The sequence below is a fragment of the Ruegeria sp. CL3 genome (assembly GCF_056536505.1).
Genome location: NZ_JBQFPT010000004.1, coordinates 202014 through 227102 on the forward strand (window position 1 = coordinate 202014; position 25089 = coordinate 227102).

The following is a 25089-nucleotide window of genomic DNA, read 5'->3' on the forward strand; positions in this document are numbered from 1 at the left end:
CATCTACGATGCGACCAAACCGGGCGGGAGCCGCCCCAAGCCGTCGACCCCGACGCAACACAATTGCGGACCTTATTCACTAGCCACACATCAAAAGCCTTTTCCTGAACGGCCTCAAATGCTCTAACATGAATTTAATCGACCGCGATCCGACAGCGCGGTCGAATAGTATTCGAGTTGAGGCAGTTGGAGCCATTTGATGCAGGGCAGCAGACCGCAACGCCGTCTGACGGGTTGGCTTTTGGCCGCAATGACAGCTTTGGCCCCAACCGGCCTGATGGCCCTTGAAACCAGTCTTGTCGCACCAGGGGCCTCAAAAGAGTTAAGAGAACGCATTGAGGAGACTTCGTCCGTCACGACCGCTGACTCCCGTGGTCTGGACACACCTCTCGAAATCCTCTCGGCCGCCCTGTCCGATTATCGCACCATTGTCCAGATTCTGTACGACGAGGGCTATTTCAGCCCCGTGGTTAGCATCAAACTCGACGGCAAAGAGGCCGCGGACCTCAGCACCCTTAGCGTTCCCGCGCAAATCAACCGCGCCGTGATCACCGTCGAAACTGGCCCAAGCTTCCGGTTCGGCAAAGCAATCGTACAGCCCGTTGCACCGGACACGGTGCTGCCGGAAGAGTTCGCGCCGGGCAAACTGGCCACTACGGGGGCAATCCAACAGGCAACCTCGGCCGGGGTGCAGGGGTGGAGAGACGCTGGTCACGCAAAGGCCGAACTTGCGAACCAAACCATCATCGCCCGCCATGCGCAGGCCCAACTGGACGCACAGATTGATCTGGACCCGGGGCGTCGCCTGACTTTCGGCAGAATGTTCATCAAGGGCGACACTGACGTCAAACACCGTTCCATCGAAGATATCGCAGGCTTCCCAAGCGGCGAGGTCTACTCTCCCGCCAAAATCCAGAAAGTCGGGACGCGCCTGCGCAGGACCGGTACCTTCAGCGTTGTCTCGATCACAGAGCGCGAAACCCCCAACCCCGACGGCACACTGGATTTCGATGCCACCTTCGAAGACTTGCCTAAACGCCGCCTGACCTTCGGGGTCGAACTGGCCTCTCGCGATGGGTTGGATGTGACGGCCACATGGACCCACCGTAACGTTTTTCGCCGGGCCGAGCGGCTACGATTTGAGGCCGCCCTGCGCAATATCGGCGGGGCCGAGGATTTGGACGGGCGGATCGGTCTAAGGCTGGACCAACCTGACCGACTAGGACCCGACGACAACACGTTCTGGAACGCTCTGCTGGAACGACGCAACACGGAAAACTACAACGTCACCGTAGCCTCACTGGCCTATGGTGCGCGGCGCACGTTTTCAGACAGGCTCTATGCCGAAGCGTCTGTCGGTTTTCAGTGGTCCGATGCCGATGACGCCTACGGAGATGGGCGAAAATTCCGATACTTCATAATCCCCTTTCGGTCAGAATGGGACGAGCGCGATAGCAAGATCAGTGCAACACGCGGGTTTTACCTGGACGCGCAGGCCACTCCCTTCGCCGGGCTCTCCGGAACCGAAAGTGGCATTCGCCTCTTCGGAGACGGACGGGCCTACACCAGTCTGGGTACTGGCGGAAAACTGGTCTTGGCCGGGCGCGTTCAAATAGGGTCAGTCATCGGCCCGTCAGCGGATGGGGTAACGCCGGACTTCCTGTTCTTCTCGGGCGGTGCGGGAACCGTTCGCGGGCAACCGTTTGAAAGCCTCGGTATTCCGGTAGGTACCGGCATCGCAGGCGGCAAATCGTTTCTGGGCTTTTCCGGCGAGGTACGCGGTAAAATCACCGAAAGCCTGTCGCTGGTCGGGTTCTACGACTACGGTACCGTGGATACATCTTCGTTCATCGGCAGCGATGCCGAAAATCACGCCGGTGCCGGTCTGGGTGTGCGCTATGATCTGGGGGGATTCGGACCACTACGCTTTGATCTGGCCTACCCAGTTCAGGGCGATACCGGCAACGGGCTGCAATTCTATATCGGGATTGGACAGGCATTTTGAAACGCTACCTCGCATATCCGCTGCTGATCGGCACGCTGATCTGTGTGCCCCCAGCCCTGCTCGCCCAAGAGGACGAAGGCGGCAGCATGATCGAGCGGTTCCTGCAGGATACGCTTTCGGGTGATGACCAGAACGTCACCGTCACGGGCCTACAAGGAGCGTTGAGTTCCCGTGCCACCATTGCCGAGATCACGGTGGCCGATGATGAAGGCGTCTGGCTGACCATCAAGGATGCCGAGCTTGACTGGAACCGTCTGGCGCTGATCCGGGGGCGGTTCTCGGTCAACGCGTTGATCGCTCAGGAAATCAACATTGCCCGTGCCCCTGGCACCACAACCACGGAGGCTCCCCCCCCTTCGGCCGAGACCACACCGTTCCAACTGCCCGAACTGCCCGTTGCCATTGAAATCGGAGAGCTTCGGATTAATGAACTGGCCTTGGGCGAGCCCTTGATCGGCGTCGCCGCTGACCTGAACGTCTCCGGCAACCTGTCGCTGGCCGATGGAACCTTGGATACCAGCCTCGACATCACCCGCCTGGACCGCGCCGGAGACGAAATCACCCTCAAAGCCGGCTTCCAGAACGCCAGTAGTCAGATTGATTTGGACCTGAGTGTTGTCGAAGCCTCGGGCGGTCTCATCTCAACCGCGCTGAAAATCCCCGACAGCCCTCCCATTGGTTTGACGGCCAAAGGCTCTGGCCCGGTTACAGACTTCACCGCAGATATCAGTCTGAGCAGTGACAACCAGCCGCGTGTGTCGGGTCAGGTGCGTCTGCGTGCCGCCGAAAGCGGTGCAGCGGATGGGATCGCGTTCACCGCCGATCTGGGCGGTGACCTGACGCCCTTTGTCGCCAGCGATATGGATGTGTTCTTTGGCTCCGACACGCGCCTCTTTGTCGATGGCCAGACCCAGCCGGAAGGCGCGCTGAACATCAATGATCTGGAATTCACGTCTCAGGCACTGAAACTGGAAGGTCAGTTGGAACTGGCCTCGGGCGGCACCTTGCAACTGGCCGCTCTGCAGGGCCGCATCACCCCACCTGAGGGCGACAAAGTGGTCTTACCTGTGTCAGGCGGGGGCACTTCGATCGAGGCAGCTCAAATCTCGGCATTGTTTGACCAGCAGAACGGCAATCTATGGGACCTGAGCCTGACGGCCAATGGGCTGACCACAGATCAAATCAGCTTGCGGCGTGCGCAAATCGCGGCTCAGGGGAGCTTGGAACAGGGGGATGCCCTCAGCGTGGATGGTGACCTGCAAGCCGCGCTTGACGGCTTAGATCTGTCAGATCCTGCTCTGAACACGGCGATAGGCGACCGGATCACGCTGGACGGCGTGTTTGAATATGGCAGCGACCAAACGCTGAACCTATCCGGGTTCGAGTTGATCGGGGCGGACTACACACTTGATCTCGACGCGCTGATCAGCGGGCTGACCAGCGGCCTGAACATCGACGGGTCGGCGAAGCTTGACGCCTCCGACCTTTCGCGGTTCTCGGATCTGGCAAAGCTTGACCTCGGCGGAGAGGTCTCGGCCACCGTGGAAGGCAGCGGGTCGCCGCTGGAGCGCAGTTTTGACGGGAAAGTCACCGTCAAAGGCCGCGATCTGTCCACGGGGAGAGACGACATCGATCCGGTGATTGCGGGCGAGACCACGATCACACTGGACGCAAAACGCGGCTCGGACGGCGTGACAATCCGGGACTTCACGTTGATCGCAGATGCCGCCCGGGCACAGGCGGCAGGCACCGTGACGACACCCGATGGGAACCTGTCCATTGACGGGCAAGCCACGGTCAGCGCGCGGGACTTGTCGGTTTTCTCGGGCCTCGCCAAGCGTGATCTGGGCGGTTCGGTGCAGGCCAGTCTGAACGGCAAAGGCACGGTCCAGACGCTGGAGTTTGACGGCACGGCCAGCGTGACGGCGCGGGATATCAAGACAGGGATGGATGATTTGGATCCGCTTCTGGCTGGTCAGACCTCAATCGAGTTCGATGGAGCACTGTCGCAAGAGCAGATCGAGATTCGTCAGGCTACGATCAACGGCCGCGCTCTGATAGCCGAGGCCGTCGCGACGATCACGGATCCCACCGGTGATCTGGCCGTTGACGGGCAGGCCAAGGCGAACGTGCCCGACCTATCGCTGTTTTCAGGCCTTGCGGGGCGTGATCTGGCCGGGTCTGTGAAGGCCGATATGCAGGGCAAAGGCGCTATGGGCAGCAAGCTGTTCGATGTGCAGGGCACGGTCGAGGCCAATGACATCCGCACTGGGATCGACCAGTTGGACGCGCTGGTTTCGGGTCGCACGACTCTGAACGTGGATGCCGAAAACACTGATGCCGGTATGAACATCCGCACGTTCCGGCTAAACGGGACGGCGCTGACGGCAAATGCCTCGGGCCAGCTTGATCGTGAATCAGGCGGGCTGAACTTTTCGGCGATGTTGGATGACCTCAGCCGCCTTTCCACTACGTTGTCCGGTCCTTTGAAACTGGATGGCAATGTCGCGCCTACTCAGTCGGGGCTCGAAGGCACCGCACGTCTGCAAGGACCTGACAGCTCGTATGTAAACGTTGTCGGAACGGTTGAGACGGATGGCTCGGCAGATCTGGACTACGACGCCAAGTTCAACCGGATCGAACGCTTTGTACCGGACTTCCCCGGAACGATGTCGGCCGAAGGTACTGCGAAACGCGACAATGGAGTCTGGACGATTTCGTCAAACGCGACAGGCCCCGCGGATCTCAGCACAGAGCTGTCTGGCACGTTCGATGAGGGTACGGGTCTGGCAGATGTAACTGCCCAAGGTGGGATCAATCTGGGTATCGCCAATGCATTCATCACGCCCAACAAGATCGAAGGCTCGGCCCGATACAATCTGGCGCTCAAGGGTCAGCCCGGGCTGGAGGCACTGACGGGGACGATCACAACCTCGGGCACGTCCTTTGCGATCCCGACTGCAGGACAAACTATCACTGGGATTGGCGGGTCGGTCGATCTGGCCCAAGGCCGCGCCACGATATCGATGAACGGGGCCATGCGCGCTGGCGGAGGGTTCACCGTCAGCGGACCCGTTGACCTGACCCCGCCGTTCAACGCTCAGATCACGACGACCTTGAACAACCTCGTGCTGACCGACCAGCTGCTCTACGAGACCACGCTGAACGGTCAAATCGTGCTGGCGGGCGCTCTGACAGGCAATAGCAGCCTGGCGGGGCAGATCACATTTGGCGAAACCAACATCAACCTCGCCGCTGCATCGGGTGCCGTCGGGGCAGCTCCGATCCCCGAAATACAGCATATCAACGAAAGCCGTCTGGGCTATGTCACCCGCGAACGGGCGCAGCTGATCCCGAAGGAAGAGCAAAGCAAAAGCAACTCGCGCATTGCGCTGGATATCAGTCTGCTGGCCCCCAAAGCCGTTTTTGTAAGGGGGCGCGGCGTAAACGCGGAACTGGGTGGGAACATCTCCATCGGTGGCACAACGACATCGGTTGTCCCTTCGGGCCAGATCGAACTGCTGCGCGGTAATCTGGACATTCTGGGGCGCAGGCTGACCCTGACCAAAGGGATCGTCACGCTGCAAGGCGACCTGACGCCCTATATCGAGTTCGAATCTTCGAGCAGCACATCGGACGGGACCGCCACGATCGAGATCGCCGGACCTTTGGATTCGCCCGAAGTCAATGTTTTCTCGGACCCCGAACGCCCGACCGAAGAGGCGCTGGCCATGCTTCTATTTGGCAATAGGTTCTCGGAACTCTCACCTTTTGTCATCGCACAGATGGCGGCCTCTCTGGCACAACTAAGCGGGGCCGGAGGTGATGCGACCAAGGGCCTGCGAGACTCGACAGGTGTTGACACGGTGGATATCGGTGCGACCGAAGGCGGCGCGGGCCGCTTTGGCGCAGGAGCATATCTTGGGGACAATCTGTACACGGACTTCACCGTCAACACAGACGGCGATACCGAGGTGAACCTGAACCTGGACGTCACGGACAGCTTCACTGTCCGGGGCACTGTTGACGGGCGCGGAGAAACCGGGATCGGGCTGTTTTTCGAGCGCGACTACTAACCAGACTACTTTCGGCGAATACCAATCGGCTGGCCGATTTGTTGTGCCGCGGGAAGCGCCTTGTGATCGGCGACCATCCGCGCGAGCCGCCTGACCGCCCAATCCGGGTAAGGCGCAGACCGCCCCGTCGCGTGGCTGACATTTATGAACAGCACCTCTTGCGTGGCACACACCGTTTCATCCGGCATTGAAACCATCTGCCCGAAATAGTGCCCTCGTTTCTGATCTGCATCCAGCAGCCGAAACCGAAAGTGGATCGTCATGTCCGGAGTGACCTCACGCAGGAACTGCATATGCGACTGCAGCACATAAGGCCCCTGCCCCATCGCGGCGACCTGCGGCTCACCGAGACCCAGATGATCGACCAGCAAACGTTCAAAGGCCATGTCGAACGCAACGCCATAATAGCCGACGTTCATATGCCCGTTGTAGTCGATCCAGTCCGGCTGCAAAGCAAAGCTGTGGATTTCGATCGGTGCATCATACGGGCCATCATGGCCGCCAAGGGGTTGTGTATCTTGCGACATGTTGGTGATTTTCACTCCTCGGAGTCCTCAAAGATCGCGACAGCGCGAATGAACCCGGCCGACGCGCCTTTGATCTTGAAGGGAAAACAAGAAATCTCAAACCCCGCCGCGGGCAGGGTTTCGAGATTGGTTAGCTTCTCCATGTGGCAATAGCCTATCTCCATCGAGGCGCGGTGCCCCTCCCAGATGATCGAGGCATCTTTGGTTTCCGCATATTCCTGTGCGGTCAACGGGAAGGGCGCGTCCCAACTCCAGGCATCCGTGCCTGTGACGCGCACGCCGCGTTTTGTCAGATAAAGGGTTGCTTCGCGCCCCATACCGCAGCCCTTCATCAGATAGTCGGGCTGGCCATATTGCGTCCCGGCAGAGGTGTTGACGACTACAATATCCAACGGTTTCAGCGTATGACCGATCCGTTTCAGCTCAGCTTCGACATCCGCTGCTGTGACCACATAGCCATCCTCGAAATCGCGAAAATCCAGTTTAACGCCGGGATTCATGCACCACTCCAGCGGCACCTCATCGATGGTGATCGCCCGCTCACCTTTGTCCATTGTGGAATGATGATGATAGGGCGCGTCCAGATGGGTCCCGTTATGGGTCGCGATTTGCAATCGCTCGATAGCCCAACCCTCTCCGCCAGGTAGGTCATCCTTTTTCAGGCCGGGAAAGAACGACATGACCTGCTCGGCCGTTTGATCGTGGGTCATGTACTCGATCTCAGGCAGCATGATCGGCGGGTCTGACACAATCCCGGTTTCCAGCGGAACGGACAAATCGACGAAACGGCGGGGCATCGGCAACTCCATCATGAATGACGGTGACAGGGTTGGCCGCGTGTAAGCCGCTGTCAAGACGCGAAAAAGGCGACCCAATGGGCCGCCTTTTCCGGGTGTCTGGAGTGTAGTTTACTCTGCCGCGATGGCGTCTTCGATCTTTTCAACCCGGATTGCCGAGAACTTGAACTCAGGGATTTTGCCATAGGGGTCGATGGCCGAGTTGGTCAGGATGTTCGCCGCTGCCTCGACATAGGCAAACGGGATAAACACCATATCTTCGGCAATCGCACGGTCGGCACGCACCATGATCTCGATCGAGCCACGACGCGTAGTCAGGCGGATCATCTCGCCCGGCTCTATCCCCATCAGTTTCAGCGTCCGCGGGTTCATCGAGCAGTTCGCCTCAGGCTCAACCGCATCCAAAACCTTGGCGCGACGAGTCATCGACCCAGTGTGCCAATGCTCCAGCTGACGACCGGTGGTGGCGATCATCGGGTATTCGTCATCCGGGGCCTCATCCGGCGGAATGACGCTGGCCGGAGTGAACCGTGCCTTGCCGTCCGCACGTGGGAAGCCATCACCGAACACAATCGCCTGACCCGGGTCCGTCTCGGACAGCGACGGATAGGTGATGGTCTCGGTCTCAAGCCGGTCCCACGTGATATTGTTGAGCGACGCCATCGTCAGCTTCATCTCGGCAAAGACCTGCGACACGTCGGTGTAATCCCAGTTCAGCCCGATGCGTTGCCCAAGCTCGACGGTGATCTTCCAATCCTCCCGCGCTTCACCCGGAGGGGTCACAGCCGGACGCACACGCTGCACCTGACGGTTCGTGTTCGACACGGTGCCGTTCTTCTCATAGAGCGCCGAGGCAGGCAGGATGATATCGGCATAGTTCGCCGTTTCCGTCAGGAAGATATCCTGCACGATCATCAGCTCCAACTTGGCCAGAGCATCGCGCGCGTGACCAACATCGGGGTCGGACATGGCCGGGTTTTCGCCCTGGATATACATCCCCTTGATGTTGCCCGCATAGGCCTGATCAATGATCTCGGTGACGGTCAGGCCCTTCTCGTTCGAGAAGTCACGCTCGTCATTCCAAACACTGTTGAACTTGGCTCGGATGTCATCGTCCATGACCGACTGATAGTCCGGCAGGAACATCGGGATCAGACCGGCGTCCGAGGCCCCCTGCACGTTGTTCTGACCCCGCAGAGGGTGCAGACCCGCGCCGGGTTTGCCCACATTGCCGGTCATCAACGCAAGGCTGATCAAGCAACGAGAGTTGTCGGTCCCGTGAATGTGCTGGCTGACGCCCATACCCCAGAAGATCAGGCCGGCCTTGGCCTGCGCAAAGGTGCGCGCGACGCGGCGCAGCTGCTCGGGCTCAATACCGCAGATCGGCGACATCGCCTCGGGCGTGAACTGGCGCAGATGCTCTTTCTCTGCTTCCCAGTTCTCGGTCCAGCGGTGGATGTACTGGCTGTCATAGAGCTCTTCTTCGACGATCACGTTCATGATCGCGTTGAGCATCGAGACATCGGCCCCCGGACGGAATTGCAGCATTTCGTCAGCAAACTTGCGCATGCCGACGCCGCGCGGGTCCATCACGATCAGCTTGCCGCCGCGTTTGGCGAACTGCTTAAAGTAGGTCGCCGCGACGGGGTGGTTCTCGATCGGGTTCGAGCCGATGATGATCGCCACGTCCGCGTTTTCGATCTCGTTGAAGGTCGCGGTCACAGCGCCCGAGCCCACGTTCTCGATCAGGGCCGCAACGGACGAGGCGTGGCACAGACGGGTGCAGTGGTCGACGTTGTTGTGGCGGAACCCCTGTCGGATGAACTTCTGGAACAGATAGGCTTCTTCGTTGGTGCATTTGGCCGAGCCAAAGCCCGCAACGCTGCGCGGGTCTTCTTCGCGCAGGGCCATCAGCTTGGTGGCGGCCAGGTCCATCGCCTCTTCCCAGGTCGCTTCGCGGAAATGGGTCGACAGGTTGCCCGGATCGACGTTCAGACCCTTTTCAGGCGCGTCCTCACGCCGGATCAGCGGCGTGGTCAGGCGGTGCGGGTGGTGGATATAGTCGAAACCAAAACGGCCTTTGACACACAAACGGCCTTCGTTGGCGGGGCCGTTGATGCCCTCGACATATTTGACCTTACCGTCCTTGACCTTCAGCGAGACCTTGCAGCCCACACCGCAGAACGGGCAGACGCTTTCGGTTTCGCTATCGTAATCCTTGCTGTCGCCGCGCTGTTGGTCGTCCAGCACAGTCGCGGGCATCAGCGCGCCGGTTGGGCAGGCCTGAACACATTCACCGCAAGCGACACAGGTTGAATCGCCCATCGGATCGTTCTGATCGAACACCACCTGCGCGGTGTGGCCGCGACCAGCCATGCCAATCACGTCGTTTACCTGCACCTCGCGGCAGGCACGGACGCAGAGGTTGCAGTTGATACACGCGTCCAGATTGACACGCATCGCAACGTGGCTGTCATCCAGCAGCGGGATCTTTTCAGCCTCTTTCGCCGGGAAACGGCTGTCGTTGACATCGTTCAGCTTGGCCATGTCCCAGAAATGGCTGGAGGTGTCATGGGCTTCTTCGGGCTGATCGGCAACCAGCAGTTCCATGACCATGGCGCGCGATTTCTCGGCCCGGTCGCTGTCGGTCTTGACGACCATACCGTCTGCGGCAGGGCGGATGCACGAGGCGACCAGCGTGCGCTCGCCTTCCACCTCAACCATACAGGCGCGGCAGTTGCCGTCCGGGCGATAGCCCGGCTGCGGTTTGTGGCACAGATGCGGGATGGTGAACCCCTGGCCCTTAGCGGCTTCCCAGATGGTCCAGCCCTCGGGCACGGTGACATCTTCGCCATTCAGGTTGAAGGTGACGGTCTTGGTTGGGCTTGCGTCTAGCATGGCTCTGTCTCCCCTCAGATTTCGTCAGCGAAGTGTTTCATGACAAGGCGGATCGGGTTCGGAGCGGCCTGCCCCAGACCGCAGATCGAGGCGTCGCCCATGACCTGACACAGGTCTTCCAGCAAGTCCTGATCCCACTTGTCGGCCTGCATCAGCTTGACCGCCTTTTCGCAGCCAGCCCGACAGGGCGTACATTGGCCGCAACTTTCATCCTCGAAGAAGCGCAACATGTTCAGCGCCGCATCACGCGCGGTATCCTGATCGGACAGTACCACCACGGCGGCAGAGCCGATGAATGTGCCATGTGGTTGCAATGTGTCGAAATCCAGCGGGATGTCGTCCATTGATGCAGGCAGCAGTCCCGAGGATGGCCCGCCCGGCTGATAGGCCTTGAAGGTCTGCCCTTCGGCCATGCCTCCGGCGGCCTCAATCACATCCAGAATGGTCGAACCCGCGGGCAACAGGTAAACACCCGGCTGCGCCACGCGGCCCGAAACCGAATAGCTGCGCAGGCCCTTGCGGCCGTTCTTTTCCGTGCTGTTGAGGCATTCCGGCCCTTCACGGCAAACTTTGGTGACCCAGTACAGAGTCTCGACATTGTGCACGAGCGTCGGGCGGTTAAAGATCCCAACCTGCGCCACGAACGGAGGACGGTGGCGCGGCAGGCCTTTTTTGCCCTCAATCGACTCGATCATCGCGGATTCTTCACCGCAGATATATGCACCGGCACCCCGGCGCAGGTCGATGTAGCCCTGCTCGACGATTCCGGCCTGTTCCAGCGCGGCAATCTCGCGGGTCAGGATTTCAATAACCGCCGGATATTCGTCGCGCATATAGATAAAGCAGGTCTCAGCCTCAACCGCCCAAGCGGCGATCAACATGCCTTCGAGGAAGACATGCGGCGTACGCTCCAGATAATAGCGGTCCTTGAATGTACCGGGTTCGCCCTCGTCGCCATTCACGGCCAGATAACGCGGGCCTTCGTTCATGCGAACAAAGCCCCATTTCTTGCCCGACGGGAAGCCCGCGCCCCCCAGACCGCGCAGGCCCGAGGACAGGACGTCTTCCTGCACCTTTTCCCAATCACCACCGTCGCGCAGTTCTTTCAGCTTGGCGTAGCCACCTTCGGCCTCATAGGTAGCGAAGGTTTCATAGTCAGGCAGATGCGCATGGGTGTCACCCGCTGCAATTGCGGCCTGCACCTTTTCGGGGGTCGCGTGGTCGATGTGGTTGTGGCCAATCTCAAGCACCGGAGCGGTGTCACAGCGGCCCATGCAAGGGGCGCGGACAACACGAACCTCGGCAGGGTCCAGCCCATCTTCTAGCGCTTTTTGCAATTGCTGCGCACCGGCCATCTCACAAGACAGAGAATCGCAGACACGGATCGTCAACACCGGAGGAGGCGTCTCGCCTTCTTTCACCACATCGAAATGGGCATAAAAGGTCGCAGTTTCATAGATCTCTGCCTGACCGATGCGCATTTCAACCGCCAAGGCGGCGATGTGGTCGGCGCCGATATGGCCGTGCGCATCCTGAATCAAATGCAGAAATTCGATCAGCAGATCGCGGCGGCGCGGGCGATCCCCCAACAGGCGCGCAATCTCCGCCTGTGCCTCATCTGTAAACTGACGGCCTTTGGGCGTGTGCCGCCCTTTGCCTTTACCTGACTTCCAAACGCCCCTGGGTGCGCCTGATGGCTTGGTATCTAATGGTGCCATGATGCCCTCCGATTGAGGCTCCGTGTCTCATCAGAGGAGGATATCGTCAAATCGTCTTACACAATCGCACGATAACGACACCTTATCACCGCAAAGACGTCACAACCGCCCTCAGGGCCTCGACCGTTGGCAATTCCGGATCTCGGATCAGGGTCGCCAGGCAAATCGGTTTGCTGACCACGGGGTCAATCAAGGGCAGCACTTTGGTCCCCTTCAGATCGCCCAGAGATCGCAGCAGAACACGCGGAACCACAGTGGCCGCCAACCCCTCACGCGCCATCACCATCGAGGCGGTAAAGCCGCTGGTTTCGGCCACCACATCCGGGTGCAGCCCCTGATCCAGAAAGATCCGATCCAGAATACGCCGGTTCTGCATCTGCGGAACCAGCAGGCTGAGGGGGAAATCAGCGACCTTGGCCCAAGGGATCGGGCCGGTGTCCTTGACCATATGCGCAGGGGCCAGTAGGACATAGGTTTCCTCGTAAAGAGGCTGCACCTGCCGCAAATCGGTGCCGATACTGTCGCCGTAGGTCACGCCCGCATCCAGGCTGCCTTCGTCCAGCCGATGCTGAATGGCCGAGGCCGACATGGTCTCGATCCGGGTTACGATCCGCGGATGCGCTTTACGCAAATGTTTCGTCAGTCGTCCGGTAAAGGCGATGGCGGTCGGGATCACACCCAGCATCAACGTTCCGGTGATCTCACCCTTTGCGGCCTGCACCTGCTGCTCCAGCGCCTTGGCATCATCCAGAATGCGCCGCGCGCGCAGGACGATCATCTCACCCTCTTCGGTCAGACCCTGAAACCGATTGGCGCGCCGGACAATCGAAACGCCCAACCGGTCCTCAAGATTTCGAATGCGCATCGAGAAGGCGGGCTGGGAAATCCCGCATTCCTCAGCCGCTTTGGCAAAATGCCGATGCCGCGCGAGGGCACTGAGGAGTTGGAGGTCTCGGATTTCGATCATGGAAGGGTTTCTCGGACGGCAGGCTACAAACAATACTAGCGGGTTTTCAATCCGCAGAAACGCGTAATCCGACGGGAATCTCAGCGTAGCGCGACTATGCAAGGCAAAGTACTAGCAGGCAAACTCCTCGAGATGGTAACTGAATGTCAGAGAAACGGACTTTGCCGCCCTTCCCACTTTGTACTTGAACGACCGTTTTTGGATTTCGAGACCAACTCTTCGTCCTTGCCGTGCCAAGCAAATGGGGACGTGACACTGGTTATGACGGCTTGCCATCTGATTCATGAGCGAGCATTCCCCAATGCACAGACATCCGCTTCCGATGCAACCAATACTTCCCCGAGATCACAAAACCTGAGGGAGAGCGTCAACCGCAATGGTAATATCAGTTAGCGATAGCCCCACCCTTTTGTACGATCCGAATGACCTTGACGCGGCGGATGATACTACTCGGATAACTGATTTCTTGAGCCGACTTGAAAAGATCATTTTTTTCTGATTTGGCGAAAGCTTTGACCATAGTGAAAAGCAGAAATCAGCTAGCTAACATTTCGGAGAGCTCACCTGCTCCTTTTTGCAGGATGTTCAGAAAGGACAATAGGCTGTTGACGTCGTGACGTTGTGTTGGAGCATGCACTGAAAGTGTGCCTACCAATCTACCCTGTCCATCACGAACGGGCACAGCGATGGCCGTCATTCCGGCCATGAATTCCTCATCATCTGTCGCGTAACCGTTTTCAGCGATTCCGCGGATTTCCTCGCGTAGTGCTTTGGGGTTCGTTAGGGATTGTTCGGTTTGAGGTCGTAAATTGCCTGCCGAGAGAAACCCATCCAACGTCTTCTGACGCAGAGTAGACAGGTACATCTTGCCGCTAGCTGTGCAATGGAAGGGCACCTGAGTACCGATGGGCAATTGAATGCGTAGCGGCCATTTCGTTTCAACCCGGTCGAGGTAGATCATCCCTTCGCGGTCTGGGATGGCTAAGTTGCAAGTCTCACCAACGTTTTCGGCGACGCTGCGCAAGATCGCCAAACGTGCCGTGCGCAGGTGTTCGGCAGACATGGTATTGACCGAAAGCGACCGCAGCCTGTGCCCAGGACCAAATGAGCGGCCATCCAGATCTCGTTGCAGAAAACCCTCGGCCTCTGCGGTTTGCAGCAGGCGGTGGATTGTGGGCTTGGCCAGTCCCAATGTCTCGATTAGGTCCGATGGTTTGACGGCGACCCCGCGCCGCGCCACCTCCTCAAGGATGAGAAGAAGGCGCAGGTTGGTCGGGATCTGAGTTTCTTTGTCTTGTGTTTCCGTCTCGGCCATCCCGCAACATTCTAGTTATTTGGCAGCAGGATCAAGGCCAGATCGGGCACAAGCGACACCAAGATCCATACCGACAGCAAAGCCACCAGATAGGGCACCGTGTATCGCAAAAGCCGGAAATAGGGTACGCCGGTCACTCCCGATGCCACATAGAGGTTCAAACCGTAGGGCGGAGTGATAAAGCCGATAGACGCGCCCACCAGGAAGATCACCGAGAAATGGATCGGATCTATCCCAACCGAGGCCGCGATCGGCGCGAGGATTGGCGCAAGGATGATCGTCACCGGCAAGCTTTCCAGCACCATACCGGAAAAGAAGACGATCACCATCGAGGTAAATAGAACCGCGTGGTAGCCGCCCATTGAGGTTACAAAGTTCCCAATGGTTTCTTGCGCCCCCAGCAGCGACAGGATTTGCTGCATCACCACTGAAATTGCGATAAGCGGGGCAAGGATACCTGTGATCTGGGCTGACCGGATCACAATTGAGGGGATCTCGGGGATCGTAAAGCCTTCGACCACGAACATCTCAGCATAGCTTTTTTCGGTCGGCGGAATATCGTTCCGTGCGCCCATGATCCGGTTGATCGGATAGCTGACCAACCCGGCGATCACACAGAAGCCCACTGTCACGCCAGCCGCTTCGGTCGGGGAGAATTTTCCCGTATAGATACCCCACAGAACCAGCCCGATGGCGAAGAAACCCAGCCATGCGCCGAACGCGGTTTTCAGCACCCGGTTCAGTTGAAGCGGGATCAAGTGGCCCCAACCGTTCATTCGGCAGATGATCCAGCAGGCAAACTGCATACCAAAAACCATCAACGCACCGGGCAGAATACCCGCGACGAACAGCTCCGAAATCGGCAGGTTCATCAGGAACCCATAGACAATGAAAATAATCGACGGCGGAATGATGATCCCCACCGTGCCCCCCGCCGCCGCAGTGGCTGCGCTGAACCGCTCATCATAGCCGCCCTTGACCATCTCCGGGTGCAACATGGACCCGATGGTGGCGGTCGTGGCCGAGTTCGAGCCCGAGATAGCGGCGAACAACCCGCATGCCCCTAGAGAGGCCATCGCCAGCCCGCCGCGTATCCAACCCAGACAGGCATAGGCGAAATCGCTGAGCCGCCGCGCGATGCCGGATTTGTTGATCAAGTCTCCTGTCAGAATGAACAGCGGCATCGCCAGCAAGGCGAAACCTTTGTTGAAGACGTTCAGCAACTCCGCGCCCATATTGTCGAGCGTCAAGCCAAGGACAAACGAACAACCAATAACCCAGTAGCCGATGACCAGCAGAACCGGCACGCCCAGCATGAAGAGAAAAGTGACCCCAAGCGAGATCAGTGTGACCATAGTTCCATCTGTCATTAGTCTGCTCCGATCACAGCCTGCTTGATGAGCGGCTCGCCTGTTTTCCAATTGTGCAGATCATCCGCGAGGTTTTGAAACACCCGCCCGACCATCAAGAAGAAAGACAGCGGTGCAGCCAGAAGGAACCACCACTGCATGACGTTATCGGTACCCAGTACGATCTGGAAATTTGACGCAGACAGGGCGACCAGTCGGGTTGTGGTGACAATGACGATCACCGCGAAAATAAACCACAATACCGCATCAAGGATCAGGCAAGTGAGTTGCCCTGCCCTCGGCATTGCGGTGCGGAATTCACTGAAACTCAGATGCGTGCGAAGGCGTACGTTGTAAGACGCCCCGAACCACGCCATGACCATAAATAGCAGGGGTGGAATGGTCGTTGACCATGGCTCTTGGTCGTTAAACACGAAGCGGTCGATCACACCCCAGAAGATGATCAGTGCAATGGCAAGATAGGAATAGACCATCACCGATCGTTCCAGATGGCGTTCTATGAAGGGCACCTTTCGATAGATCAGCATGACCAGAAACCCGCCGAGTGCAGAGGCCAATGCACCCAGAACCCAAGCAGCGTCAGATTCCAGAGCGGATTGAATCTCGAACGAATCCTGGCTGAGAAAGGCGCTGAAGATCGCGCCTATGTCTGCCCATAACGACATGTACCCCGTCCTCCCAGTCGGTGTGTTTTTTTGGAACCGGCCCGTTTGAGGGCCGGTTCACATAAGCTTATCAGGCTTGGCCCATCCACCAACGGCGCGGCTCGACATTTTCCGGCAGGGTATCGGCCGGAATTTCACGCGCGATGTCGTAGATCTCCTGATACGTATCGATGCCGCCAGCCCATTTATTCAGGCGTTCACGCCACTGTGCCCAAGGCTCAGGGTTATAGTTGGGGGCGCACATCTCTTCGGCCAGTTTGATCTGATCGTCCGGCAGGAAGGCCGGGCGGACACCGTTTTCGGCAAAGATCGTGTTGGGAAGCTGCGGCTCCGAGAAGCCAACAGTGTTCAACAACGCAGCCTCATTCGCACCTTGGATCAACGCCTGAGTGAAGTAGGAAGACTCCATCACTGCGTCCTGCAACTCGCCGCCGAGGCTGTCGAAGACCTTGGCGGACATCGAGGTGTGCTCTGTGCCGCAGAAGAACTTCAGGTTCACCGACTGCGATACCACCGGCGCCATATTGGCGTAAGCCACAGCAGAGGCCCAAGTTTCGGCCCCGTCAATCAGACCTGTTTTCAGAGCGTCCAACGTCTCTTCCCAGGCCACCGGAACCGGGTTCAGATTCAGCAACTGCATTGCAATCCGGCCCAACTGCGTGCCGGTCACGCGGTTCTTGGTGCCGAACAGCTCTTCCAGTTTGGTTACTGTGGGCTTGTCCGCAAAGGTCGAGCCCATTTGCAGACCGCGCAGTTCGCAATGGGTAAACAGGAACTTCAGCCCATGCCGTTTCTCCAGGGGGTCGCGGAGAATGCGCTGGCTCGCGGGGCTGTAGAAGAAATGGTACTGCGCCGCGCGGCTTGGGAACATATAAGCGTAGTCCAACACGTTCAGATAAGGCGCGCCACCAGCCGAGTTCTGGGTCGACGCGGCGTAGATATCGACGATTCCCTGCTGGGTTTTTTCAACACAACTGAGCTGACCACAAATCTGGTTGTCGCCGATGAACTCGATCCGAATCTCACCATCTGTGCGCTCTTCCAGATCGCGCGCGAACTCGATGGCCCCGGCGCGTTCGATCAGAAGGTTGCGAGTGTTGAAGCCTGAAGCGCCAAACTTCAGCGTATGCTTGGGCTCTTTTGAGAACCGTTTTTCATACGTGGATTCAGCCGCTTGCGCCAGGTTGGCCAAGCTCATCGCTCCACCGAACCCACCGGCTGCCAGCAGAGTAGAACTCATACCGTAACGGCCCGCCACGCGGAAGAAATCCCGCCGCGAAATCCCACTTAGTTTCTTACCGATCTCCATTGCTTACCTCCCTGATCGCAATTATTGAGACGTTTTGTATCAAAAAAGGCTAGTATATTTCTTGCATCTTGCATAGAGTTTTTTCGACGGCGTGAGGAGGAGGCAGTCATGGAAGTGGATTATGCGGTTGTGGGCGCCGGGTCTTCGGGCTGCGTCATTGCCAACCGGCTGAGCGCTGATCCTAACACGACCGTTGCACTGCTAGAGGCAGGTGGCCGCGATACCAACCCATGGATTCACATCCCCGTTGGCTACTTCAAAACCATGCACAACCCATCAGTGGATTGGTGTTATCGCACCGAACCTGATCCTGGGCTGAACGGTCGATCCATCGACTGGCCACGTGGTAAAGTGCTGGGCGGGTCATCCTCATTGAACGGTTTGCTCTACGTGCGTGGACAGAAAGAGGACTACGATCGCTGGCGGCAAATGGGCAATGAGGGCTGGGGCTGGGACGATGTCCTGCCCCTTTTCAAGCGCTGCGAGGACCAAGAGCGAGGTGAAGACGAGTTCCATGGCGTAGGTGGGCCCTTGTCCGTATCCAATATGCGTATTCAACGCCCGATCTGTGACGCGTGGTTGGCCGCAGCGCAGGCGGCGGGCTATCCGTTCAACCCAGACTACAACGGCGCGGAACAAGAGGGGGTGGGGTATTTCCAACTGACTACCCGCAATGGCCGCCGGTGCAGTGCAGCCGTTGCCTATCTGAAACCCATTCGGGATCGCCAAAACCTAAACATCTTTACAAACGCGCTCGTAACGCGCGTGGTTCTGGACGGAAAGAAAGCAACCGGCCTAGTGTACCGGGATCGCTCTGGAACAGAGAAAACTCTGACCGTCCGGCGCGAAATCATTCTGTCCGGCGGAGCGATAAACTCGCCGCAGATCCTGATGCTTTCAGGGATCGGAGACCCAGACCACCTGAAGGAAAACGGTATCGAACCCCTGCACGCCTTGCCTGGTGTTGGCAAAGGACTGCAGGACCACTTGCAGGCTCGATTAGTGTTCAAATGCAATGAACCGACACTGAATGATGAAGTCCGCAGCCTGTTCAATCAGGCTCGTATCGCCCTGAAATACGCACTGTTCCGTGCAGGCCCTATGACCATGGCCGCCAGCCTTGCTACCGGCTTCATGAAAACGCGCGAGGATGTCGAAACGCCCGATATCCAGTTTCACGTTCAGCCCTGGTCCGCCGACAGCCCTGGCGAGGGTGTTCATCCGTTCTCAGCCTTCACCATGTCGGTCTGCCAACTGCGCCCTGAAAGCCGGGGAGAGCTACGTTTGAACGGCCCGGATCCATCTAAATATGTCAAAATTATACCGAACTATCTGTCCACGGAAACGGATTGCCGCACCATTGTTGACGGAGTGAACATCGCCCGCAGAATAGCCAAGCATAATCCCTTGGCCTCAAAGATTTCAGAGGAATTTCGGCCAACGGCTCAGCTGAGTTGCGACGACTATGAAGGCACGCTGGACTGGGTAAGATCAAACACCGCATCCATCTATCATCCAACCGGCACTTGCGCGATGGGAAGCACCGAAGCATCGGTCGTAGATGCAAAACTAAAAGTACATGGTATAGCAGACCTGCGTGTGGCCGACTGCTCAATCATGCCGGAAATCGTCAGTGGTAACACCAATGCGCCCGCCATCATGATCGGAGAGAAGGCTAGTGATTTGATACAGGCAGATGCGTGAGACAAGAATGGAGGGAAAGGTGTTTGATCCCTCGGTTTGGCTGTTTGCTCTTCTCTCTGGAAATAGAAAACCAACATTGGGTCTCCAGTTATTTAACCTTGCGGCATCCGCTTTTAATGGGATTGAACTGGTCAACATGATCCGAAAAGGCAAATTCACGCCCGGAGTCTCGGTGTTCCAGTAGTTCGCCAACTTGGCAGGATAATTGATACACTTGGCAACTCCGTTCGGTGGCACGAACCTGCCCTGCGCCGGGCTTGTATTGAAAATCAATAGCGCGGACGAAGCTGCCATTTTCAGGCCGTTCAGTTGTGTAGATACGGTCGACGCTATTGACGATGGTTCTGCCCAGCTGAAGCTTAGACGAGTAAATTCTCGCTACCCATTGAGCTTGCTTCGCTACGCTTGTGGTTTCTTACCAGACTCTTCTTCTTTGGACATGAAGCTTACGGTAAGAATTGAATCCTCGACCCACAACTTGCAGAGGTAACTTGTGTGATCAAGGGCATTTCGAAGCGGACCATCATCGCCGGCTTGCTAGGTGTAACGGTGGCAATCAGCGCCGGAGTTGTTTGGTTCACTATGTATGGACCGGGGTCGTGGACTGACAACATATCCAATCGCGACCTCATTGATACGACGCCAGATGCTGGCCTGCCTAGAGAAGCGAACGGACAATCCGCCAAACTCCTCTCGGCCTTCCACGGGCTTGACGCACTTCCACGCGTCTCAAATGTGATTTGCAGGGGGTCTGAGGGCAACACCGGAATGCCAGTGATCTTTTCTACTGAGATAGACATCGCGACTATGCAGGCCGGGGATTTTAAAGTCACAACTCGGTCAGGCGCGTCGGGGAAGATGCACTGCGCGTCCGTTCTCCCAGCTACAGACCCAGGTGAGTTGCGCACGGTTCTTTTGATAGGGCAATTGGGACCCGCCGAAATCGACCCACCGGCTAGGGTTGACGTTATCGGACATTTGCATTCGATCGACGGCATGCTTGATTTTCAGGGAGCTAATGCATCGGTGATACCCTTAGAAGACGGACCATCGATTGTTTTGGCCGAAGTCGTGGAGGACTGGACATTAGTCGGCACTTTGGGCCCGCGTCGCGTAAGGGGTAGCCTCTGCCCGACCGAAGGCGTCGTTCAGGCGATCCGTGTAACGTGGGAAGGGGGTGTGACGCTGAAGGATGGCAGCGAACCAGGTGAGTCAGAACGCGATCTATACACTATCACCGTCGAGGCACCCGATGGGACCCGTCGTGAAGTGAAGCCGCTCGCGCTGGCCAACCTGGGTGACGGGGACAACAATCACATGCTTTGCATGGACACGACAGATCGGCCCATGTCAGTGTCCTTTCCAGAAGGCGTCTTTACTGACCCGAACGATGATTTGAACCCAGCGACAAAGATTGACGTAACTCCGTATCGGTAAACATCCTGGCATGACCACTCCGCAGTCTTAGAGTATTTGGATACATCGCCTCATGCTGGTGCGTTGTAAGGTACAATAGGTTTGAGCGATGGAAGCCGAACAGAAGGACCGTTTAGGGCTAAAAGCGGTAGTGGCTCAGATGCTCGTTCAATGGCACTCAAGCATTCGAGTAGTGAAGGTGCTGATGCTCAAGTATTGAACAAGAAATGCATCACATCGCCGTCCTTGACGATGTAGCCCTTACCCTCAGCCCGCATCTTGCCTGCCTCTTTCGCACCCTGTTCGCCGTTGGCGGCGATGTAGTCGTCATAGGCGATGGTCTCGGCGCGGATGAAGCCTTTCTCGAAGTCACCGTGTATGACGCCTGCTGCCTGCGGCGCTGCGGTGCCGGTGCGGATAGTCCAAGCGCGGGCCTCTTTCGGGCCGACGGTGAAATAGGTTTCCAATTTGAGCAGATCGTAACCGGCGCGGATCAGACGATCGAGGCCGGGTTCTTCCAGACCCATTTCGCTTAGGAACATCTCGGCTTCGTCCTCTTCCAGCAGGCTGATCTCTTCTTCGATCTTGGCGCTGATGATGACGTGCGCGTTCCCCTGCGCGGCGGCCATTTCGGCGACTTTGGCCGAGTATTCGTTACCCTCGGCGGCTTCTTCCTCGGACACATTGCAGACGTAGAGAACCGGTTTTGTCGTCAGAAGTTGCAGCATCTTCCACGCCTTGGCGTCTTCGTCCGAGACCTCAACAAGACGCGCGGGCTTGCCGTTTTCCAGCATCTCCTGCGCCTCAGACAGCAGACGGTCCTGCTGCTGCGCCTCTTTGTCATTGCCTTTCAGCTTGCGCACCAGATTGGCGCGGCGCTTTTCGATGCTTTCCAGATCAGCCAGCATCAGCTCGGTCTCGATCGTGTCAGCATCGGCAACCGGATCGACCCGGCCGTCCACATGGGTCACATCACCGTCTTCGAAACAGCGCAGAACATGGGCGATGGCGTCAGTCTCGCGGATATTGGCCAGAAACTGGTTGCCCAGCCCTTCCCCTTTCGAGGCCCCCTTCACCAGACCGGCGATATCCACAAAGGTCATCCGCGTCGGGATGATCTGCTTCGAGGCCGCAATCGCCGCAAGTTTGTCCAACCGGTCATCAGGCACAGCCACGTCGCCCACATTGGGCTCGATGGTGCAGAACGGGAAATTCGCGGCCTGAGCGGCTGCGGTTTTGGTCAGCGCGTTGAAGAGGGTCGACTTGCCCACATTCGGCAAACCCACGATTCCCATTTTAAAGCCCATGACGGTCTCCTGATGCTTTTCGCGGCTGCTTCTAGGCGGGTCGGGGTGAATGCGCAAGCAAATGTGGGTGATGGGCGCCCTTCACCCTCACGCTGGTCTCACTTTTTTGTTCCACTGTTGTGTTCGTGGGTGCATTGAAAACAGGCACCGGGAATAAGCACGTGAATAGGAACATCGAAGACCAAACGGAAATGTTCCTATGAAGAAAATCCTCGCTTTGTCGGCTGTTCTGGCCATAAGCGCCGGCATGGCGCATGCCCAGTCCATTATTCTAGGGGCTGGTTTCGCAGATTTCTCGGATAGCGACTCGGACGATCATGCGCTTATCGCTCTGGAATACCAGCACCGTCCGTTTCATCAGGCCACCCGGTTCAGCGTTGGTTGGGGCGCAGCCCTTTCGATCGACGAAGCGGGCGATACCCATATCGGCGCGGGTCTGGTTGGCCTCTATTCTCTGAACGACCGCTGGTTTCTGGAAGGCAGCGTTATGCCAGGCTACTTTTCCGAAGCCGACGAGCTGAACGATCTGGGTGGCAGCTTTCAGATCCGCAGTCTTTTTGGGGTGGGTTACACACTGGACAATGGCAACAAGGTGTCGCTGGCGATCACCCACAAATCCAACGCCAGCACGCAAGAGGATAATCCGGGCGTCAACGCCCTGCTTTTCCGCTATCACTTCGCGTTCTGAAGGTTTGCGGCCGCGGCGGGATTGATTTTCGGCAAAACTTTCTGCACATCAGGTCCGAACCTGACTGCAAGGACATGCCATGACCCGTATCGACGCCAAGTTTGCCGCTCTGAAAGCCGAGGGGAAAAAGGCCTTTGTCGCCTATGTGATGGCAGGAGACCCAGACTATGAAACCTCGCTTGAGGTCGTCAAAGGATTGCCGGGTGCGGGCGTGGATGTGATCGAGCTTGGCCTGCCCTTTACCGATCCGATGGCGGACGGGCCCACGATTCAGCTTGCAGGCCAGCGCGCCTTGGATGGCGGTATGACGCTGCAGCGTACGCTCGATCTAGCGCGCGCGTTCCGGGAAACCGATGACACGACCCCGATTGTTCTGATGGGCTATTACAATCCGATCTACAGCCGTGGCGTCGACGCGTTTCTAGAAGATGCCAAAGATGCGGGCATCGACGGCCTGATCGTCGTCGACCTGCCGCCCGAAGAAGACGAGGAGCTTTGCCTGCCCGCACAAGCCGCTGGTCTGAACTTCGTCCGCCTCGCGACACCAACCACCGACGACAAACGCCTGCCCCGCGTGCTGCAGAACACCTCGGGCTTTGTTTACTACGTCTCGATCACCGGAATCACCGGAGCGGCGGAGGCGCAGGCCACCAATGTCGGCCCTGAAGTCGCCCGGATCAAATCCGCCACCGACCTGCCGGTCATCGTTGGCTTTGGCATCAACACGCCAGAGAAATCGCAAGCCATCGCCTCAGTCGCGGATGGGGCTGTTGTTGGGTCGGCCATCGTCAGCCAGATCGGCGCGGGCAAGCCAGTGGCCGAGGTGCTGGATTTCGTGAAGTCCCTCGCGGATGGTGCCCATTCCGCATAAGCCCTGACGATCAGGCTGCTTTTGAGGCGCGGCTGACATGGGACAGCCGCGGTTTTTTGATCTCGTGATAGCGTTGCGAAACTGCCCTCTTGCCGGTTACACAGTTCGGGACAACTCAAGGAAGGTTCCCGAACATGCCCGTGATTACGACGATTGAAGACCTGCGCCGGATCTACGAACGCCGTGTGCCGCGCATGTTCTACGACTACGCGGAAAGCGGCAGCTGGACCGAGCAGACCTTTCGCGAAAACAGCTCGGACTTCGAGAAAATCCGCCTTCGCCAAAGGGTGGCTGTGGATATGGCGGATCGGTCGACCGCGTCGCAGATGATTGGAGAGGACGTGGCACTTCCCGTTGCGCTTGCCCCGGTCGGGCTGACCGGCATGCAACACGCGGACGGGGAAATGAAGGCAGCCAAAGCTGCCGAGGAATTCGGCGTGCCCTTCACACTTTCGACTATGTCTATCAACTCGATCGAGGATGTGGCGGAATACACCTCCAAGCCGTTTTGGTTCCAGCTCTACACCATGAAAGACGAAGACTACGTCAGCCGCCTGATCCAGCGGGCCAAGGATGCCAAATGCTCCGCACTCGTGATTACGCTGGATCTGCAGATTCTGGGACAGCGCCACAAAGACCTGAAAAACGGCCTTTCCGCTCCGCCGAAACTCACACCCAAAACCATCGCAAACCTGATGACGAAATGGTCTTGGGGCATCGAGATGCTGCAAGCCAAGCGGCGTGAGTTTGGCAACATCGTCGGCCATGTCGAAGGTATCTCTGACGCCTCATCCCTGGGCGCGTGGACGGCTGAGCAATTCGACCCCAGCCTCGACTGGGCAAAGGTCGAAAAGCTGATGGAGCAATGGGGCGGCAAAGTGATTCTGAAAGGCATACTCGACGCCGAAGATGCCAAGATGGCGGCCAAACTTGGGGCGGACGCTATCATTGTGTCGAATCACGGGGGCCGCCAACTGGACGGTGCGCTGAGTTCAATCCGCATTCTGCCCGAGATCATGGACGCTGTCGGCGGCGATGTCGAAGTGCATCTGGACAGCGGCATCCGCTCGGGTCAGGACGTCCTCAAGGCTTTGGCACTGGGGGCAAAGGGCACCTATATCGGCCGCGCTTTCGTCTACGGGCTAGGCGCGATGGGTCAATCTGGCGTGACGACCGCCTTGGGCGTCATTCAGAAGGAGCTTGATACCACGATGGCCCTGTGCGGCGAGCGCAACGTCGCAGATCTGGGTCGCCATAACCTACTTGTACCCGAAGATTTCGGCGGGCGCTGGCAAAGCTGAACCGCCCTAGGGGGCGCTGCCCCCGCCGCCCTGAAGCGGCGACCACCCCAAGGTATTTTTTGAACAGAAGAAGCAACGGACGCTTCGCATCTTCTTCTGTTTGAAAATACCTCGGAGCGCGAGGCAGAGCCTCGCAAAATACCGCTTTCCAAACC

General features: G+C 58.0%; 17 protein-coding genes. 7 read left to right on the plus strand and 10 right to left on the minus strand.

Features of this window, described 5'->3' with window-relative positions; translation table 11 throughout:
* The first annotated feature begins 199 nt into the window (after positions 1-199).
* Both ACR0NO_RS07475 and ACR0NO_RS07480 read left to right on the plus strand, forming a co-directional pair.
* A complete protein-coding gene (locus ACR0NO_RS07475; RefSeq protein WP_480723497.1) occupies positions 200-2005 on the plus strand; it encodes an autotransporter assembly complex protein TamA in 1806 nt (601 codons plus the stop codon).
* A complete protein-coding gene (locus tag ACR0NO_RS07480; RefSeq protein WP_480723498.1) occupies positions 2002-6081 on the plus strand; it encodes a translocation/assembly module TamB domain-containing protein in 4080 nt (1359 codons plus the stop codon). The genes ACR0NO_RS07475 and ACR0NO_RS07480 overlap by 4 nt, the downstream gene beginning before the upstream one ends.
* A gap of 5 nt (positions 6082-6086) precedes the next feature.
* Here ACR0NO_RS07480 and ACR0NO_RS07485 read toward each other — a convergent pair whose 3' ends face one another.
* The 9 genes from ACR0NO_RS07485 to ACR0NO_RS07525 all read right to left on the minus strand — a co-directional run bounded on the left by ACR0NO_RS07485 (position 6087) and on the right by ACR0NO_RS07525 (position 17647).
* Complete coding sequence (locus ACR0NO_RS07485; RefSeq protein WP_480723499.1) at positions 6087-6623, minus strand: thioesterase family protein; 537 nt, start codon at positions 6621-6623, stop codon at positions 6087-6089.
* Entirely contained in the window at positions 6620-7405 is a 786-nt protein-coding gene (locus ACR0NO_RS07490; protein WP_480723500.1) for a cyclase family protein, read from the minus strand. Before ACR0NO_RS07490 ends, ACR0NO_RS07485 begins: the two co-directional genes overlap by 4 nt.
* 111 nt (positions 7406-7516) lie before the next feature.
* Complete coding sequence (gene fdhF, locus ACR0NO_RS07495; RefSeq protein ID WP_480723501.1) at positions 7517-10303, minus strand: formate dehydrogenase subunit alpha; 2787 nt, start codon at positions 10301-10303, stop codon at positions 7517-7519.
* Positions 10304-10317: 14 nt separating this feature from the next.
* Positions 10318-12021 carry an NAD(P)H-dependent oxidoreductase subunit E gene (locus tag ACR0NO_RS07500; protein WP_480723502.1) on the minus strand — a complete coding sequence of 568 codons (1704 nt, stop codon included), beginning with the start codon at positions 12019-12021 and terminating at the stop codon, positions 10318-10320.
* Between the two features lie 85 nt (positions 12022-12106).
* Positions 12107-12988, minus strand: coding sequence for a LysR family transcriptional regulator (locus tag ACR0NO_RS07505; protein WP_480723503.1), 882 nt, complete (start codon positions 12986-12988; stop codon positions 12107-12109).
* 535 nt (positions 12989-13523) lie between these two features.
* Positions 13524-14303, minus strand: coding sequence for an IclR family transcriptional regulator (locus tag ACR0NO_RS07510; protein WP_170639271.1), 780 nt, complete (start codon positions 14301-14303; stop codon positions 13524-13526).
* A gap of 11 nt (positions 14304-14314) precedes the next feature.
* Positions 14315-15673, minus strand: a complete 1359-nt coding sequence (locus ACR0NO_RS07515) for a TRAP transporter large permease (protein WP_170380872.1) — start codon at positions 15671-15673, stop codon at positions 14315-14317.
* On the minus strand, positions 15673-16338 hold the full coding sequence (locus ACR0NO_RS07520; RefSeq protein WP_480723504.1) for a TRAP transporter small permease: 666 nt from the start codon (positions 16336-16338) through the stop codon (positions 15673-15675). Before ACR0NO_RS07520 ends, ACR0NO_RS07515 begins: the two co-directional genes overlap by 1 nt.
* A gap of 70 nt (positions 16339-16408) precedes the next feature.
* A complete protein-coding gene (locus tag ACR0NO_RS07525) occupies positions 16409-17647 on the minus strand; it encodes a TRAP transporter substrate-binding protein (RefSeq protein ID WP_170380876.1) in 1239 nt (412 codons plus the stop codon).
* Positions 17648-17755: 108 nt separating this feature from the next.
* Between ACR0NO_RS07525 and ACR0NO_RS07530 the strand changes: the two genes are divergently transcribed.
* Positions 17756-19351: a GMC family oxidoreductase gene (locus ACR0NO_RS07530; protein WP_480723505.1), complete on the plus strand. Its 1596-nt coding sequence runs from the start codon at positions 17756-17758 to the stop codon at positions 19349-19351.
* Between the two features lie 495 nt (positions 19352-19846).
* On the plus strand, positions 19847-20788 hold the full coding sequence (locus ACR0NO_RS07535) for a hypothetical protein (protein ID WP_480723506.1): 942 nt from the start codon (positions 19847-19849) through the stop codon (positions 20786-20788).
* Between the two features lie 188 nt (positions 20789-20976).
* Here ACR0NO_RS07535 and ychF read toward each other — a convergent pair whose 3' ends face one another.
* Entirely contained in the window at positions 20977-22074 is a 1098-nt protein-coding gene (gene ychF / locus ACR0NO_RS07540; RefSeq protein WP_170676968.1) for a redox-regulated ATPase YchF, read from the minus strand.
* A gap of 199 nt (positions 22075-22273) precedes the next feature.
* Here ychF and ACR0NO_RS07545 point away from each other — a divergent pair, with 199 nt between their 5' ends.
* The 3 genes from ACR0NO_RS07545 (at position 22274) to ACR0NO_RS07555 (ending at position 24934) form a co-directional block, all read left to right on the plus strand.
* Complete coding sequence (locus ACR0NO_RS07545) at positions 22274-22762, plus strand: acyloxyacyl hydrolase (protein ID WP_480723507.1); 489 nt, start codon at positions 22274-22276, stop codon at positions 22760-22762.
* A gap of 79 nt (positions 22763-22841) precedes the next feature.
* A complete protein-coding gene (gene trpA / locus ACR0NO_RS07550; RefSeq protein ID WP_480723508.1) occupies positions 22842-23633 on the plus strand; it encodes a tryptophan synthase subunit alpha in 792 nt (263 codons plus the stop codon).
* A 134-nt stretch (positions 23634-23767) separates the two neighbouring features.
* Positions 23768-24934, plus strand: a complete 1167-nt coding sequence (locus tag ACR0NO_RS07555; RefSeq protein WP_480723509.1) for an alpha-hydroxy acid oxidase — start codon at positions 23768-23770, stop codon at positions 24932-24934.
* The last annotated feature ends 155 nt before the right edge of the window (positions 24935-25089 follow it).